14 protein-coding genes and 1 tRNA gene are annotated in these 16,658 nt (G+C 68.2%); 10 read left to right on the top strand and 5 right to left on the bottom strand.

Translation table 11 applies throughout. The annotated features are described in order from the left end of the window. The first annotated feature begins 89 nt into the window (after positions 1–89). From ACH4TV_RS33920 to ACH4TV_RS33900, 5 genes are read left to right on the top strand one after another with little or no spacing between them, the layout of a single operon-like run. A complete protein-coding gene (locus ACH4TV_RS33920; protein WP_398404939.1) occupies positions 90–581 on the top strand; it encodes a formate dehydrogenase subunit gamma in 492 nt (163 codons plus the stop codon). Beyond that, positions 578–2,191, top strand: a complete 1,614-nt coding sequence (locus ACH4TV_RS33915) for a formate dehydrogenase beta subunit (protein ID WP_398404937.1) — start codon at positions 578–580, stop codon at positions 2,189–2,191. Before ACH4TV_RS33920 ends, ACH4TV_RS33915 begins: the two co-directional genes overlap by 4 nt. Next, entirely contained in the window at positions 2,188–5,016 is a 2,829-nt protein-coding gene (gene fdhF, locus ACH4TV_RS33910) for a formate dehydrogenase subunit alpha (RefSeq protein ID WP_398404935.1), read from the top strand. The genes ACH4TV_RS33915 and fdhF overlap by 4 nt, the downstream gene beginning before the upstream one ends. 1 nt (position 5,017) lies before the next feature. Next, positions 5,018–5,230: a formate dehydrogenase subunit delta gene (locus ACH4TV_RS33905; protein WP_398404933.1), complete on the top strand. Its 213-nt coding sequence runs from the start codon at positions 5,018–5,020 to the stop codon at positions 5,228–5,230. A 40-nt stretch (positions 5,231–5,270) separates the two neighbouring features. Further along, a complete protein-coding gene (locus ACH4TV_RS33900) occupies positions 5,271–6,206 on the top strand; it encodes a LysR family transcriptional regulator (RefSeq protein WP_398404931.1) in 936 nt (311 codons plus the stop codon). A gap of 10 nt (positions 6,207–6,216) precedes the next feature. On the opposite strand, the gene ACH4TV_RS33895 is transcribed toward ACH4TV_RS33900, so the two are convergent. Continuing rightward, entirely contained in the window at positions 6,217–7,791 is a 1,575-nt protein-coding gene (locus ACH4TV_RS33895) for a FadD7 family fatty acid--CoA ligase (RefSeq protein ID WP_398404929.1), read from the bottom strand. A gap of 256 nt (positions 7,792–8,047) precedes the next feature. Here ACH4TV_RS33895 and oxc point away from each other — a divergent pair, with 256 nt between their 5' ends. Together oxc and frc are read left to right on the top strand one after the other, a co-directional pair. Continuing rightward, positions 8,048–9,793, top strand: a complete 1,746-nt coding sequence (gene oxc, locus ACH4TV_RS33890; RefSeq protein WP_398404927.1) for an oxalyl-CoA decarboxylase — start codon at positions 8,048–8,050, stop codon at positions 9,791–9,793. Between the two features lie 78 nt (positions 9,794–9,871). Next, positions 9,872–11,128 carry a formyl-CoA transferase gene (frc, locus tag ACH4TV_RS33885; protein WP_398404925.1) on the top strand — a complete coding sequence of 419 codons (1,257 nt, stop codon included), beginning with the start codon at positions 9,872–9,874 and terminating at the stop codon, positions 11,126–11,128. A 66-nt stretch (positions 11,129–11,194) separates the two neighbouring features. Here the strand turns inward: frc and ACH4TV_RS33880 are convergent, their stop codons facing one another. Continuing rightward, entirely contained in the window at positions 11,195–11,626 is a 432-nt protein-coding gene (locus tag ACH4TV_RS33880; protein WP_398404923.1) for a PAS domain S-box protein, read from the bottom strand. Positions 11,627–11,825: 199 nt separating this feature from the next. Next, complete coding sequence (locus ACH4TV_RS33875; protein ID WP_398404921.1) at positions 11,826–12,797, bottom strand: 2-dehydropantoate 2-reductase; 972 nt, start codon at positions 12,795–12,797, stop codon at positions 11,826–11,828. A gap of 233 nt (positions 12,798–13,030) precedes the next feature. On the opposite strand from ACH4TV_RS33875, the gene ACH4TV_RS33870 reads away from it, so the two are divergent. Then, entirely contained in the window at positions 13,031–13,708 is a 678-nt protein-coding gene (locus ACH4TV_RS33870; RefSeq protein WP_398404919.1) for a GntR family transcriptional regulator, read from the top strand. A gap of 182 nt (positions 13,709–13,890) precedes the next feature. Then, a tRNA-Leu gene (locus tag ACH4TV_RS33865) sits at positions 13,891–13,975 on the top strand. A 281-nt stretch (positions 13,976–14,256) separates the two neighbouring features. Here ACH4TV_RS33865 and ACH4TV_RS33860 read toward each other — a convergent pair. Further along, the gene (locus ACH4TV_RS33860) at positions 14,257–14,880 is read right to left on the bottom strand and encodes a recombinase family protein (RefSeq protein ID WP_398405157.1); all 624 of its coding nucleotides are present in this window, start codon (positions 14,878–14,880) and stop codon (positions 14,257–14,259) included. Between ACH4TV_RS33860 and ACH4TV_RS33855 the strand changes: the two genes are divergently transcribed. After that, positions 14,776–14,991, top strand: a complete 216-nt coding sequence (locus tag ACH4TV_RS33855; protein WP_398404917.1) for a hypothetical protein — start codon at positions 14,776–14,778, stop codon at positions 14,989–14,991. The genes ACH4TV_RS33860 and ACH4TV_RS33855 overlap by 105 nt on opposite strands. A 181-nt stretch (positions 14,992–15,172) precedes the next feature. Here the strand turns inward: ACH4TV_RS33855 and ACH4TV_RS33850 are convergent, their stop codons facing one another. Beyond that, positions 15,173–16,402 carry a PQQ-binding-like beta-propeller repeat protein gene (locus ACH4TV_RS33850; protein WP_398404915.1) on the bottom strand — a complete coding sequence of 410 codons (1,230 nt, stop codon included), beginning with the start codon at positions 16,400–16,402 and terminating at the stop codon, positions 15,173–15,175. Between the last annotated feature and the right edge of the window lie 256 nt (positions 16,403–16,658).

The raw sequence follows: 16,658 nt of genomic DNA, 5'->3' as shown, positions 1-16,658 counted from the left end.
GTGTCGTCTGTATACAGAAGCCTGTATGGGGTATTGTCTGAGTCTCCTGCACCCGAGCCGGGACCCGCGTGACGGAAGGCGGATCGATCATGACGACCAGCGGGAGCGACGTGACGGTCGAGAGCGTGGTCCGGAGGGTGGTGGCCGATCACCGGGGTCAGCGGGGCGCGCTGCTGCCCGTACTGCACGCGGTCCAGGCCGAGTTGGGCCATGTGCCGCAGGAGGCGATTCCGGTGCTCGCCGACGAGCTCAACCTCTCCCGGGCGGACGTCCACGGAGTGGTGACCTTCTACCACGACTTCCGCCGCGAGCCCGCGGGCCGCGTCACGGTACGCATCTGCCGCGCCGAGGCATGCCAAGCCGTGGGCGCCGACCGCCTCGTGAGCTACGCGCGCGAGTCCGGACTGACCCTGGGGGAGACGACAGCGGACGGGTCGGTGACCGTCGAGCAGGTCTTCTGCCTCGGCAACTGCGCGCTGGGGCCCTCGGTCGAGGCGAACGGACGACTGTACGGACGAGTGGGCCCGGCCCGACTGGGCTCCATCCTCAACGGGACGCTGGGCGGGACGGTCTCATCATGAACAACTCTTCGCACTCCGCGGCGACGGTCTACGTCCCCCGCGACTCGGCGGCCAGGTCCGTCGGCGCGGACGAGGTCGCCGGCGCCCTGCAAGGTGCCGCCACGCGCGGGGACTTCGCCGTCGAGGTCGTACGCAACGGCTCGCGCGGCATGCTCTGGCTGGAGCCGATGGTCGAGGTCGTGACCCCGCAGGGCCGCGTCGGCTACGGCCCGGTGGCCGCCGAGGACGTGGACGGGCTCCTGGCCGCCGGCATGCTGGAGGGCGCGGAACACCCGCTGCGGCTCGGCCTCGTCGACGAACTGCCCTGGCTGGCCCGCCAGACGCGCGTCACCTTCGCCAGAGTGGGCGTGACCGACCCCCTGTCGACACAGGACTACGTCGAGCACGGCGGCGTCGCCGGGCTGCGCACCGCACTGGCCATGGCACCCGCCGACGTGGTCGCCCAGGTCACCGAATCCGGACTGCGCGGTCGCGGCGGCGCCGGATTCCCGGCCGGCATCAAGTGGAAGACGGTCCTCGACTGCGCCGACGAGATGAAGTTCGTCTGCTGCAACGCCGACGAGGGCGACAGCGGGACCTTCGCCGACCGCATGGTCATGGAGGGCGACCCGTTCCTGCTCATCGAGGGCATGACCATCGCCGCGCACGCGGTCGGCGCGAGCGAGGGCTACCTGTACATCCGCTCCGAGTACCCGGACGCGATCGCCACGATGCGCGAGGCGATCGGGATCGCCCGCGAGCACGGCTGGCTCGGCAAGGGCATCCTCGGCTCCGCGCTCGACTTCGACCTGCATGTCCGCGTCGGGGCCGGCGCGTACATCTGCGGCGAGGAGACCTCCATGCTGGAGAGCCTGGAGGGCAAGCGCGGCACGGTCCGCGCGAAGCCGCCGATCCCGGCGATCGAGGGCCTGTTCGGCAAGCCGACCGTCGTGAACAACGTCCTCACCCTGACCACCGTCCCGGTCGTGCTCGCGAACGGCGCGAAGGCCTACCAGGACCTCGGCGTCGGCCGCTCGCGCGGCACCCAGGTCTTCCAGCTCGGCGGCAACATCGCACGCGGCGGCATCGTCGAGACCGCCTTCGGCATCACCCTCCGGGAACTGATCGAGGACTACGGCGGCGGCACCCGTACCGGACGCCCGGTGCGCACGGCGCAGATCGGCGGCCCGCTCGGCGCCTATCTGCCGACTTCGATGTTCGACCTGCCCATGGACTACGAGGCGTTCGCCGAGGCCGGCGCGATGCTCGGGCACGGCGGGATCGTCGTCTTCGACGACACCGTCGACATGGCGGCGCAGGCCCGCTTCGCGATGGAGTTCTGCGCCGAGGAGTCCTGCGGCAAGTGCACACCCTGCCGGGTCGGTTCGGTACGGGGCGTCGAGGTGATCGACAAGATCGTCGCCGGCACGCACCGGGACGAGAACCTGGCCCTGCTGGAAGACCTGTGTGACCTGATGACCGACGGCTCGCTGTGCGCGATGGGCGGACTGACCCCGATGCCCGTACGCAGCGCCCTCACGCACTTCCCCGACGACTTCCTCGGCGGCCGTCGACTCCTGGAGATCCAACCCGTACACGCCACAGGTGTGAGGACGGAGGGCACGGCATGAGCCTTCTCAAGGAACCCGACTTCGGAACCCCGGAAAGGCCCGGCCCGGCAACGGTGTCGGTGGAGGTGGACGGCCTGCCGGTGACCGTCCCCGAGGGCACCTCGGTGATGCGCGCCGCCGCGCAGGCAGGCATCGAGATACCCAAACTGTGCGCGACGGACAGCCTTGAGGCGTTCGGCTCGTGCCGGCTGTGCGTGGTCGAGATCGACGGCCGGCGCGGCACTCCGGCGTCCTGCACCACACCGTGCGCCGACGGGATGAAGGTGAGCACCCAGACGCCGAAGGTGGAGAAGCTCCGCCAGGGCGTCATGGAGCTGTACATCTCCGACCATCCCCTGGACTGCCTCACCTGCCCGGCCAACGGCGACTGCGAACTCCAGGACATGGCAGGAGTGGTGGGGCTCCGGCAGGTCCGGTACGGCTACGAGGGGGAGAACCACCTAGACGCCGAGAAGGACACGTCCAACCCCTATTTCGACTTCGACCCGTCCAAGTGCATCAGTTGCTCCCGCTGCGTACGCGCCTGCGGCGAGGTGCAGGGCACCTTCGCGCTCACCATCGAGGGGCGCGGCTTCGACTCCAAGGTCTCGGCGGGGGCGGGGGAGTCCTTCATGGACTCCGAGTGCGTCTCCTGCGGCGCCTGCGTGCAGGCCTGCCCGACGTCGACTCTCCAGGAGCGCTCGGTCGTCGAACTCGGCATGCCCACCAGGTCAGTTGTGACCACCTGCGCGTACTGCGGCGTCGGCTGCTCCTTCAAGGCCGAGCTGCGCGGCGACGAACTCGTGCGCATGGTCCCGCACAAGGACGGCGGCGCGAACGAGGGCCACTCCTGCGTGAAGGGCCGCTTCGCCTTCGGCTACGCCACCCACCCCGACCGGGTCCTCAAGCCCATGGTGCGGGAAAGGATCACCGACCCCTGGCGCGAGGTCGAGTGGGACGAGGCGATCGGTACGGTCGCCCGCCGCATGCGCGAACTCCAGGACCGGTACGGAACCAGCTCGGTCGGCGCCATCACCTCCTCCCGCTGCACCAACGAAGAGGTGTACGTCGTACAGAAGATGGTGCGCGCCGCCTTCGGCAACAACAACGTCGACACCTGCGCCCGCGTCTGCCACTCACCGACGGGATACGGACTCAAGCAGACCTTCGGGGAGTCGGCGGGCACCCAGGACTTCCGCTCCGTGGCCGAGGCCGACGTGATCATGGTGATCGGCGCCAACCCCACCGACGGGCACCCGGTGTTCGCCTCCCGGATGAAGCGGCGGCTGCGCGAGGGCGCCAAGCTCATCGTCGTCGACCCGCGCCGCATCGACCTCGTACGCTCGCCGCACATCGAGGCGCAGCACCACCTCCAGCTCAGGCCGAGCACCAACGTCGCCGTCGTCAACGCCATGGCGCACGTGGTGGTCACGGAGGGCCTGGTCGACCGGTCCTTCGTGGACGCGCGGTGCGAGCACTTCGACGAGTGGGCGGAGTTCATCGCCCGCCCGGAGAACAGCCCGGAGGCGGTCGAACCGATCACCGGCGTACCGGCCGCCGAACTGCGGGCCGCCGCACGGCTGTACGCGACCGCCCGCAACGGAGCCATCTACTACGGCCTCGGAGTCACCGAGCACAGCCAGGGCTCGACCATGGTCATGGGAATGGCCAACCTCGCGATGGCGTGCGGCAACATCGGCCGGGACGGCGTCGGCGTGAACCCGCTGCGCGGCCAGAACAACGTGCAGGGCTCCTGCGACATGGGCTCGTTCCCGCACGAACTCCCCGGCTACCGCCATGTGTCCGACGACGCGGTACGCACCGTGTTCGAGAACCTCTGGGGCGGAACTCTCCTCGCCGAGCCGGGACTTCGGATCCCGAACATGTTCGACGCGGCGATCGACGGCACCTTCCGCGGCCTGTTCGTCCACGGCGAGGACATCGCCCAGTCGGACCCCAACCTCAAGCACGTCACCGCCGCCCTCGAAGCGATGGAACTGGTCGTCGTACAGGACCTGTTCCTCAACGAGACGGCCAAGTTCGCGCATGTCTTCCTGCCCGGCGCGTCCTTCCTGGAGAAGGACGGCACGTTCACCAACGCCGAACGCCGGATCAACCGGGTCCGCGCGGTGATGAAGCCGAAGACGGGCAAGCACGAGTGGCAGATCGTCAGCGAGATAGCCACCGCCATGGGATACCCGATGGCGTACGGCCATCCGAGCCAGATCATGGATGAAATCGCCTCGCTCACACCGACGTTCACCGGAGTCTCCTTCGAGCTCCTCGACAAGCTCGGCAGCATCCAGTGGCCGTGCAACGAGCAGGCGCCGGAAGGGACGCCCATCATGCACGTGGACGAATTCGTGCGCGGCAAGGGCAGGTTCGTGGTCACCTCCTACGTCCCGACGAACGAGCGCAGTACGCGCCGCTTCCCCCTGGTCCTCACCACGGGACGCATCCTCAGCCAGTACAACGTCGGCGCGCAGACCCGCCGTACCGGCAACGTCGCCTGGCACCCCGAGGACATCCTCGAACTGCACCCCCACGACGCCGAGGACCGCGGCATCAAGGACGGCGACATGGTCACCCTGGCCAGCCGCGTCGGACAGACGACGCTGCGCGCGCAGATCGCCGACCGGATGCCTACCGGTGTCGTCTACACCACCTTCCACCACCCCGTGACCGGCGCCAACGTGGTGACCACGGAGAACTCCGACTGGGCGACCAACTGCCCGGAGTACAAGGTGACCGCCGTACAGGTCGGCCTCGCCCGGCCGAGCGAGGCCGCGAAAGCGGAACCGGCGGCAAAACCGGCGGCGGACGACCTGATCATGGTGGTGGACTGAGATGACAGCGACCGTGCCGGCGGAGCGCCGGATGGCGAACGACATCGCCGCGAACCTCGGACACCTGCCGGGGGAGCGGGCCGCCAAGGAGATCGCGGCGCACATCGTCAGGTTCTGGGACCCGCGCATGCGGACCAAACTGTACGAGTTCGTCGACGCCGGAGCCGACGGTCTCGACCCCTTGGTGGTCGCCGCCGTGAAGCTTCTGCGCTGACCCGTAGGCTGGGGCGGCCCCGGACAGAGAGGAGTCGTTCATGCTGTTCCGGCAGCTGGAGTACTTCGTGGCGGTGGCGAGGGAACGGCACTTCGCCAGGGCCGCGGAGTCCTGCTACGTCTCCCAGCCGGCGCTCTCGGCGGCGATAGCCAAGCTGGAGCGGGAGCTGAACGTCACTCTGATCAACCGCGGGCACAACTACCAGGGCCTCACCCCGGAAGGTGAACGGCTCGTCGTGTGGGCCAAGCGCATCCTCGCCGAACAGGACGCGTTCAAGGCCGAGGTGGCCGCCGTGCAGTCCGGCATCACGGGAACACTGCGGCTGGGCACGGACCCCACGGCGTCCACCACCCTCGCGCTTCCCGTGGCCGCGTTCTGCGCGGCGCACCCGCTGGCCAAGGTGCAGGTCCGTTCCCGGCTGTCGACCAAGGAACTCCACCGCCAGCTGCGCGACTTCGAACTGGACGTGGCGATCGCCCACTTCGACCCGGGCGACCAGGAGGGGCTGCAGGTCGTCCCCCTCTACCAGGAGCGGTACATGCTGCTGGTGTCGGACGACCAACTCGTCGCCCAGTCAGCCACCGTGACGTGGGCGGACGCGGCCCAGTTGCCGCTGGCGCTGCTGACGCCCGACATGCGGATCCGGCAGATTGTAGACACCGTGTTCGCCGAGAAGGGGTTCGTGGTGACCCCGCAGGTCGAGACGGACTCCATCGCCTCCCTCTACGCACACGTGGGCGGCGGCGGCTGGGCGAGCGTCGTACCGCACACCTGGCTGCGCGCCATGCCGGTCGTCGGCCGGACCAGAGCGCTCCCCCTGGTCGACCCGGAGGCCGGCGCCCAGGTCTCCGTGGCGATCCACGCGGCCACACCGGGCTCGGTCGCCGCCCGCGCGTTCGTCAACGCCGCGACGGGCCTGTCCCTGGACGACTTCTTCGCCCGCCCACTGCCGACCGCCGAGCCCCGCGTGCGCTGAACCCTCCCCGTCAGGGCGCGTACCGGGCCTGCACCGCCTTCCGGTCCAGTCCTCCCTTCGCGGTGTACGGCAGAGCGGCGGCCAACTCGATCCGGTCCGGCACCTCGAACGCGGCCAGCCGGTCCCGGCAGTACCGCAGGATCTCCGCGGGCCCGACGCTCTCACCCGCGCGCACCACCACCGCGGCGCCGACCCGCTGCCCGTACACCGCGTCGGACACGGCGAACACGGCAGCCTCCGCGACGCCCGGGCAACCGGCGAGGACGTCCTCGACATGCTCGGGCGCGATCTTCTCCCCGCCACGGTTGATGAGGTTCTTGATCCGCCCGGTCAGCGACAGATACCCCTCCTCGTCCAGCGCGCCCAGGTCACCGGTGCGCAGCCACCCGTCGACGAAGGTGTACGCCGTCCCGTCCCGGTCGCCGAGATAGCCACGGGCGACGGTCGGACCGTGCACCCACACCTCGCCCTCGACGCCCACCGGACACGCCCGCCCGCTCCGGTCCACGACCCTGACCTCGACCCCGGCCGGCCGGCCGACCGACCCCTGCTTCAGGGCGCCCCGACCGGGCAGCGGCTCGCTGGTCGCCTGGTGCGAGGACTCGGTCATCCCGTACGCGGACAGCAGCGGAGCGCCGAACGTGCGCTCCAGCGCGCGCTGCGTGGCCGTGTTGAGAGGCGCGCTGCAGCTCCGTACGAACTTCAGGGGCGGCGCCTGCGGGCCCGGGTACTCCCGCTCCGACCGGTCCAGGAGGATCTCGTGGATGGCCGGCACCGCCGTGAACCAGGTGGCGGCCACGGCGTGCATGTCGTCCCAGAACGTGCCCGCCGAGAACCGCCCCCGCGCAGGCAGCAGTACGCAGCCGCCGCTCGCCAGGGACGCCAGCAGCGCCGCGAACAGCCCGTGGCCGTGGAAGAACGGCATCACCGCGACCGTCGCGTCACCAGGGCCCAACTCGTAGGTGGCACACACCCCTTGGACGGACGCGGCCACGTTGGCGTGGGTCAGCGGAACCATCTTCGCCCGGTCGGTGGTGCCCGCCGTGAACAGGACGAGAGCGTCCCGATCCGACAACTCACCGGCCGCGCCCCGCACGTGGGGTACGGCACCGGTGTCGAGCGTGACCGCCGCCGTGCCCGCCCGGGAGACGTCCACCCGCAGGGGCCATGCGGGTACCGGCAGCGCGGCCCTGTTTGCCGACGGACCGACGAGGACCGCCCGTGCCCCCAACGCCCCCAGCCGCGCGGAGAGTTGTGACCCCGGCAGCGCCGGATCCAGGGGTGCGACCACCAGACCCGCCCGCGTCGCGCCGAGCAGCGCGACGACGAACTCCGCGGTGTTGGCACAGATCAGGCCGACCGCGTCGCCGCGGCCCAACCCCGTGCGGCCGAGCCGGGCTGCCACGTCGTCGGCCAGAGCGGCGAGTCCCCGGTAGGAGAGGTGCACCCGCTCCCCGGTGACGACGAGAGCCCGGGCGTACGGGCGTTCACGCACCTGTCGGTCGAGGAGATCGACGAGGCCGGTGACCACTGGAGGCCGGTACCGGTCCGTGTCGCGCACGGATGCCGCGGCCTCAGCGGCCATGACCCCACCCCCTCGCGCCAGATCTGATGGAACAGTCCTCTGCGAGCCTGCGGTGACCTGCGGTCGGCGTCCAATACGCACTGGTGAACGGCCGATAGCAGCCGTCTATCAAGGGAGTTGGCGACGCCTTGGCCGGCGGTCGATAGACGTTGGTTATCGGCTGGTCGCCGATGGGTCTTGGACGCGGGCGGACGCGCTGCGGATGGTGAGAGGAGTAGCCGCTCCGGCAGGACCTGCCCAAGGAGGACCTCGGACCATGACCGCCCCCTCGCCCCTGGAGACCGCGGCAGCAGCCGACGTTCCGACCGAGCTCACCGACGGGTACCACCTGGTCGTCGACGCGCTCAAGATGAACGACGTCGACACCATCTACGGAGTGGTCGGCATCCCGATCACCGACCTGGCCCGCCTCGCCCAGGCACAGGGCATCCGCTACATCGGCTTCCGGCACGAGAGCAACGCCGGACACGCGGCGGCGGCGGCCGGCTACCTCAACAAGAAGCCCGGTGTGGCGCTGACCGTGTCGGCACCCGGCTTCCTCAACGGCCTGGTCGCGCTGGCGAACGCGACCACCAACTGTTTCCCGATGGTCCAGATCTCCGGCTCCAGCGAGCGCCACCTCGTCGACCTCAAGCAGGGCGACTACGAGGAGATGGACCAGCTCGCCGCCGCGCAGCCGTTCGTCAAGGCCGCCTACCGGGTCAGCCGCGTGGAGGACATCGGCCGGGGCATCGCCCGCGCGCTGCGCACCGCGATCTCCGGGCGCCCCGGCGGCGTCTACCTCGACATCCCCGCCGCGGTGCTCGGCTCCATCATGCCCGCCGAGGCGGGCGCGAAGACGCTCAGCCGCCTCGTCGACCCCGCCCCGCGCCAACTGCCGGCGCCGGAGGCCGTGGACCGCGCGATCGAGCTATTGGCAGGCGCCGAGCGGCCGTTGGTGGTGCTGGGCAAGGGCGCCGCATACGCGCAGGCCGACGACAGGGTCCGGGAGTTCATCGAGTCCACCGGCATCCCGTACGTACCGATGTCGATGGCCAAGGGCCTGCTGCCCGACGACCACCCGCAGTCGGCGGCCACCGCGCGTTCCCTGGCGCTGAAGAAGGCCGACGTCGTGATGCTCATCGGCGCCCGCCTCAACTGGCTGCTGGGGCACGGCCAGACGGGGTGGAACCCCGACGCCAAGTTCGTCCAGATCGACATCGACCCCAGGGAGATCGACAGTAACCAGCCCATCGCCGCCCCGCTCGTCGGCGACATCGAGTCGGTGCTCGAAGCACTCGCCGAGCGCACGAAGCCCGGCCAGATCACGGCCCCCTCGGCCTGGCGGGAGGAACTGGGCGCCCGTTCGGCGCAGAACGTCGCCAAGATGGCCAAGCGCCTGGAGGCCGACCCGCACCCCATGCAGTTCATGGGCGCGCTGAAGGCCGTACGCGATGTCATCCGCGCGCGCCCGGAGACGTACCTCGTCAACGAGGGCGCCAACGCCCTGGACATCGCGCGCAACGTCATCGACATGCACGTACCGCGCCACCGCCTCGACAGCGGCACCTGGGGCGTCATGGGCATCGGCATGGGCTACGCGATCGCCGCCGCCGTCGAGAGCGGTGCACCGGTCGTCGCCGTCGAGGGCGACAGCGCCTTCGGGTTCAGCGGCATCGAGATCGAGACGATCTGCCGCTACAACCTGCCCGTCGTCACCGTGATCATGAACAACGGCGGCGTCTACCGCGGCGACGACACCAATCCGTACGACGACGCCCCCTCGCCGACGACTCTCATGGGCGCGGCCCGCCACGACCTCATGATCGAGGCGTTCGGCGGCAAGGGTTACCGCGCCACGACACCCGCCGAGGTGACCGCCGCCCTCACCGAGGCCCTGGCCTCGGGCGGCCCGGCCCTCATCGACTGCGTGATCGACCCCTCGGCCGGCACCGAGAGCGGCCACATCGCGCACCTCAACCCCAAGGGCATCACCGTCGGCAACATCACGGCGAAGAAGTGACCCCTGACCCTCCACCACCTCGAACCAGTGCCTCGAACTCCCGCTCCGTACGCGTACGTTCACGAAAAGGAAGCAGACATGAGTGAAAAGCCGCTCGCCGGAATCAAGGTGATCGACTTCACCGGGGTCCAAGCCGGTCCCGCCTGCACACAGATGCTCGCCTGGTTCGGCGCCGACGTCCTGAAGGTGGAGCGCCCCAACGGCGGCGACGTCACCCGCAAGCAGTTGCGGGACATCGAGGACCTCGACGCGCTGTACTTCACGATGCTCAACAGCAACAAGCGTTCCCTGGCCATCAACACCAAGACCGCCGAGGGCAAGGAGGTCCTGGAGAAGCTCATCAAGGACGCCGACGTCCTCGTGGAGAACTTCGGCCCGGGCGCGCTGGACCGCATGGGCTTCTCCTGGGAGCGCATCCAGGAGCTCAACCCGCGCCTGATCTTCGGCTCGGTGAAGGGCTTCAACGACCAGTCGTCCTGGAGTGACCTCAAGGTCTACGAGAACGTCGCCCAGTGTGCCGGCGGCGCCGCCTCCACCACCGGCTTCTGGGACGGCCCGCCGACCATCTCCGGCGCCGCCATCGGTGACACCAACACCGGTATGCACCTGGCGATCGGCATCCTCACCGCGATCATCGACCGCAACAAGACCGGCAAGGGCCAGAAGGTCTCCGTCTCCATGCAGGACGCCGTGCTCAACCTCTGCCGCGTCAAGCTGCGCGACCAGCAGCGCCTGGAGCGGGTCGGCTACCTGGAGGAGTACCCGCAGTACCCGAACGGCGAGTTCACCGACGTGGTACCGCGTGGCGGCAACGCCGGCGGCGGCGGCCAGCCCGGCTGGGTGCTCAAGTGCAAGGGCTGGGAGAACGACCCGAACGCGTACATCTACTTCACCGTCCAGGAGCAGAACTGGAAGCGCACCGCCGAGGCGATCGGCCACCCCGAGTGGGCCGAGGACCCGGAGTACGCCACCGCGCGCGCCCGCCAGTCGCACATCTTCGAGATCTTCGCCGAGATCGAGAAGTGGCTCGCGGACAAGACCAAGTACGAGGCGGTGAACATCCTGCGTGAGTGGGAGGTGCCCTGCGCCCCGGTGATGAGCATGAAGGAGATCGCCTACGACGAGGACCTGCGCAAGAGCGGCACCGTCGTCGAGGTCGAGCAGAAGGGCCGCGGCACGTATCTGACCGTCGGCAGTCCGGTGAAGTTCTCCTCCTTCCAGCCGGAGGTCGCCGGTGCCCCGCTGCTGGGCGAGCACAGCTCCGATGTCCTGGTCGAACTCGGCTACGACGAGGAGACCATCGGTCGGCTGAAGGAGACCGGGGTGATCGTGTAGGCGTGGACAGCGCGGAGGGGGCCGTGGCTTTCGGGCCACGGCCCCCTCCGCGCTGTCCGGCGAGACTCAGACCGCCGCCTCGGCCTCGGCCCGCCGCCGCATCAGCTCGCGTTCCCGCTCCCGTCGCGCGGTGACGTCCCGGATGACCGCCCCGACGTACGTGCTGCCGTCCGGGCCCGGCAGCAGCACCACGCTGAACTCGATGGACAGCTTGCGGCCGTCCGCCGCCAGTGCGGGAACGTTCAGCAGATCGGCGTCCCCGTACTTGGTCGTCCCTCGGTCCATCGCCTCCTGGAACCCGTCCCAGTGACGCTTGCGGTGCCGCTCGGGGATGATGAGGTCCAGACTGCGCCCGTCCACGTCGCCCGCCAAGAACCCGAAGATGCGCTCCGCGCCCCGGTTCCAGAAGCGGATCAGTCCTTCGCCGTCGATGATCACGATGCCGTCGGGCGCCTGGGCGGCCATTCCCAGTACCACCGCCGGATTGAGATCTTCCATGTCGCCTCCATGTAGGAGCCATTGGGTTGAGACGCATACAGGACGACAGTATACAGATGGATGGTATACAGAATCCACAGAGACGAAGCTGAGCTCGTGGACCATGGTCCGTGGACAAAGGCGGGACCCCCGCGGCGCAGGGGGCGCTCCCCGCCGCAGAGGTCCCGCCGTCGTGTGCCGTCGGTCGACTAGGTCGGCATCATGCGGCGGTCCCCAGTGCGAGGAGGTCGCTGATGGCGTGGACCGTCCGAAGGGTGGGGACGTCGACGCCGGTGATGTCGGCCAGTTCGATGACGGCGGTCAGGAGGACGTCGAGTTCGAGGGGTTTCCCGCGTTCGAGGTCCTGGAGGGTGGAGGTGCGGTGGTCGCCGACCTTCTCGGCGCCGGCGAGGCGGCGTTCGATGGAGATGCCGATACGGCAGTTCAGGGCCTCGGCGACGGCGAGGGTCTCTTCCATCATGGTGTGGATGACCTGGCGGGTGCCGCCGTGGTGGCACATCTGGCGCATCGTGGCGCGCGCGAGGGCGCTGATGGGGTTGAAGGAGATGTTGCCGAGGAGCTTGAGCCAGATGTCGTTGCGCAGGTCGGGTTCGACGGGGCATTTGAGTCCACCGGCCTGCATGGCCTCGCTGAAGGCCTGGCAGCGCGCCGAGAGCCTGCGGTCCGGTTCGCCGATGGAGAACCGGGTGCCCTCCAGATGTCTGACGGCGCCCGGCCCTTCCAGCTCGGTCGCCGCGTACACCACGCAGCCGATGGCCCGCTCCGGCGCGAGTACGGCACTGACCGCGCCGCCGGGGTCCACGCTCTCGATGCGGTGGCCGTCGTGGGGTCCGCCGTGCTGGTGGAAGTACCACCACGGGATGCCGTTCTGGGCCGCGATGACGGCGGTGGACTCGTGGAGCAGAGGCTCGATGAGCGGCCCGCACGCCGCGTACGAGTTGGCCTTGAGCCCGAGGAAGACGTAGTCGACGGGGCCGATGTCGGCCGGGTTGTCGGTGGCGTGGGCGTGGGCGGTGAAGTCACCGCGGGGGCTGAACACGCGTACGCCGTGCTGCCTCATGGCCGCGAGGTGCGGTCCACGGGCGATGAGGTGGACGTCGGCGCCTGCTTGGTGCAGGGCGGCGCCGACATAGGCGCCGATGGCTCCGGCGCCGAGGATGGCGACTTTCACTGGATGGCGCTCCGTTCGGCCGAGGGTGTACCGCGGAACTGTCGAAAACTGTCGACGAAATATTGTCTACAGGATGGAGATGATGTCAGCAAGGGTTCGCGGCGACGCCCGGACGGCTCTTCGCGTCGCGTGAGCTGCGTTTCCCGGGTGTTGGTGCGCCGTAGACTGTAGGCGAAAGCCAATTCATACTTGGCTCTCATGTGTAGCGACGACGCTGCAGGGGAGGGGCTGTGATGCTGTCGACGACAGGACTGCCGCAGGGCGCGGTGCCGAAGCTCGAACGCCCCGGTCCGCTGCGCGACCGTGTCTACGAGGCGCTGCTCGAACTGATCACCACCCGCGCCCTGCAGCCCGGCCAGCACCTCGTCGAGAGCGAGCTCGCCGGACACCTCGGGGTCTCCCGCCAGCCCGTACGCGAGGCGCTCCAGCGCCTGAGCACCGAGGGCTGGGTCGACCTACGACCGGCCCAGGGTGCCTTCGTGCATGAGCCGACGGAGGCGGAGGCCGACCAACTCCTCACCGTGCGCACCCTGTTGGAGGCCGAGGCGGCCAGGCTCGCCGCGGCCAACGGGGGTGCCGCAGCCATCACCGTGCTGGAGGAGCTGTGCGCCGAGGGTGAGCGCGCGGTCGCCGCCGATGACGTGGACGGGGCGGTGGCCATGAACGCCCGGCTCCACGCGAAGGTCATGGAGCTCGCCGGCAACACGGTCCTCGCGGAGCTGGCGGCGCAGGTCGACCGCCGGGTCCGCTGGTACTACACGCCGGTCGCCCGGCAACGCGGACAGCAGTCCTGGATCGAGCACCGCGAGCTGATCGCAGCGATCAGGGACCGCGACGAGCAGCAGGCGACGGAGATCATGCGGGCCCACACGGAACACACGCGGAAGATGTACCACGAGCGGGAGAAGTGACCGCGCCCTCGCCCCCTGCACCGTAACCTTCCGGTTGCTCCCTGCGAGTCCCTGAAACCGCTCCTCCGACCGGCCCGGGGCGCTGCCCGACCCACGGAAATGCAGGTGAAGGGCTCTCCGAAAGCTTGGTATTGTTGTCCATGTCGCTGCGGGGAACACCTCCGAGCAGCGGCAGACACCTGGTCCGGGTGGCGGAATGGCAGACGCGCTAGCTTGAGGTGCTAGTGCCCTTTATCGGGCGTGGGGGTTCAAGTCCCCCCTCGGACACACTTATTACAGTTTGACACCTTGCGATCAGCACCTGATCTCGGCCTGTGGCCGAGATCAGGTGCTTTTTGCTGCCCGCAGCCGAGTTCGATCTGGTGCTCGCACTGATACGCCTCCTCCTCCTCCTCCTCCTCCTCCTCCTCCTCCTCGGCCGACGGCGCGTCCGCCCAACTGCCGTTGAGGTGCAGGTTCAGCGCGGGCAGCACCGCTCAGATCTGTGCCTCGCGGACGCAGGCGTTGCGCGGTCGCGTCGTGTCGTCCTGCCCCCGACCGCCCCTGCGTCACCGGGCGTGAGCAGTTGACGTACAGAAAGTGCCGCTGAGATTGATCTTGCTGGAGCTGGCCCACCTCGTCGGCGCTTCGAGCTGACGAGGCACGGCGCCAGCGCGCAGCTCACGCAGGTCCGGAATGTGGTTGTAGAAGGTGCCCGGCGAGACGCCCAGCAGCTTGGCGATCGAGGTGATCGAGCGGCCGGGGTCCGGCAGCAGATCGCGAACGGCGCGGATGACTTCCTCGGTGGCGACGCTCGGACGCCCGCCGACCCGGCCGCGCTCGCGGGCGGCGGCCAGGCCCTCGTTGGTGCCGATGACGATGAGTTCGCGAATGAACTCGGCGAGCGCGGCGAAGACGTGGAAGACGAGCCGGCCGCCGGGGGTTGTGGTGTCCAGGTTCTCGTGCAGCGAGGTGAAGCCGATCCCGCGCTCGCGTAGTTTGGAGACCATGTCGATGAGGTCCTGGAGGCTGCGGCCGTAGCGGTCCAGGCTTGGGACGACGAGGGTGTCGCCGGGGCCAAGGAAGGCGTGGCGCGCCTGCAGTTCGGGGCGGAGCGCGTTCTTGCCGGACTTCTTGTCCGCGAAGATCTTCCTGCACCCGGCGGCGGTGAGCGCGTCGAGCTGCCGCTCCAGCTTCTGTCCGCTGGTCGAGACTCGCGCGTACCCGATCTTGATCTCGGTGCGGACAAGTGGTTTGGCGACGAGGAGGCCCGGCTGGTGACGTTCAGGGCTTCACGGCGCTGAATTTCCACCGGCAGTTGGCGGGCCAGGTTCAGATGATCAAGGATTTGCGGGCAGTCTCAACGACTTTCCTGGATCATGGTCCCGAGCCGGTTGATCTCTATGATCCGGGTGATCTGCGTGCAGCCGCCCTCGCGTCAAGGCCATCGTCCACGTCCGCCACTACGAACCTTGGCAAGGAGGCTCAGCGCACCGGCCTACCGGTGCGGCGGTTCAAGACGTCAATTTCTCTGCCGTAGACGCGAATCAGATCACCGTCTACTTCAACGGTTGCGGTTGGGTCGATTTCCCGCTTCCACAGAGTCGTGCCGCGCTGCACGTCTACCGCTAGCAGCAGTTGATAGTCGGATACCCCCTTCTTCAGTAGGACAGTAACAAAGGCCGTCCTGCCTGCGATGACAGCGGGCCGTGCGCCGGACATCGGCAGCTCGAAGCTCCATTTCTTGCGGCCGGTAGCCGAATCGAAGCCCGCGATCGGAAATTTAGTTATATCCCGATCTGAATGAACTCCCCATCCAACCGAGACAACACCGTCCCTGACGGCTGGGGTCTGACTGACAGCCTCTGCGGAGATGCTGACTTGAGACCAGATCTTCTGTCCAGTGAGAGGATCTAGAGCAAGCAACTGACTATCGGCATGGATGTACAAGAGCCCGTCAAGGGTGATCCCAGAGGAGCTGCTGTGCTCAAATGTGCGCTTCCAGAGGACCCGCCCCGTTGAGGCCACTACACAGCAGATATGGGCACTGTCTGTAGTGTATCCATCCACCTTTCTTGTCTCAAAAGAATCGCCAATGACCACGGCAGCACCTCCCACAGAAAATGCTGGTTGATCTACGTCAATACCGGGTTCCCTGAACCAGTCTTCCTTTCCAGTGGCAGGGTTCAATCCGCTCAATAGGCCACCGCCCATGCGGGAGACGATAATCGCATCACTGTGGGGAAAAAAATTCTGGATATCGTGGGTGCGGTGTGTGAATTCCCATACCCCCTTACCTGTTTTCACATTGACGGCGTATAGTGCGTCGGTCCCGTCCGGACGGTATGGACCCCCCCTGGGGACGAAAAGGAGCAGTTCTCCAGCGAATGCCATATGCGCTACACCATTGGTGGTTCGGCGCCATAGTTCGTGGCCCGTGTGAGCGTCCAGGGCGATGATTCTGCCAGTCGATGTCGGCGAGGTGTCATCCTCCATCCAGTAGGCAGAGGTGATGAGGATTCCCTTCGTTACAATCGGAGTGGTCAGCTCTACTGCCTTGGCGGGCTTGGCATTCGGTTTTCCTGCTGCGGGTGTACCGATACCATCCAGGGTGAAACGCCACTTTTCCGCTCCCGCCTTGGCATCGAAAGCCCGTACAATACCACCGGTCTGTGCGGTAAACAGGGTTGCACCGCTCCGTACAAACAGGGGCATCCCCACGGGCTCTCCGATGAGAGCGATTGGCCAGGCTGTCGTTTTTGGTACTACGGTGGAGGTTTTGCTCGGCGATGGCGAACCAGGCGGCGGTTCCAGGACTTTCGGCATTTCGGAGGGGGCGGGCCGCTCGCGCCAAAACCAGGCTCCGATGAGAGCGCTCGCGCCCGCACCGGTAACTAGCAGGCGTCGAGAGATCTTTCCCTCCTGCCCATCCCTGCCTACGATTCTACCCATCACTCCCCCTTTGGCACGG

Source organism: Streptomyces sp. NPDC020898 (assembly GCF_044333925.1).
GTDB lineage: Bacteria > Actinomycetota > Actinomycetes > Streptomycetales > Streptomycetaceae > Streptomyces.
The sequence above is the reverse complement of the archived record's forward strand: the minus strand, read 5'-3'. Positions and strand labels throughout refer to the sequence as shown.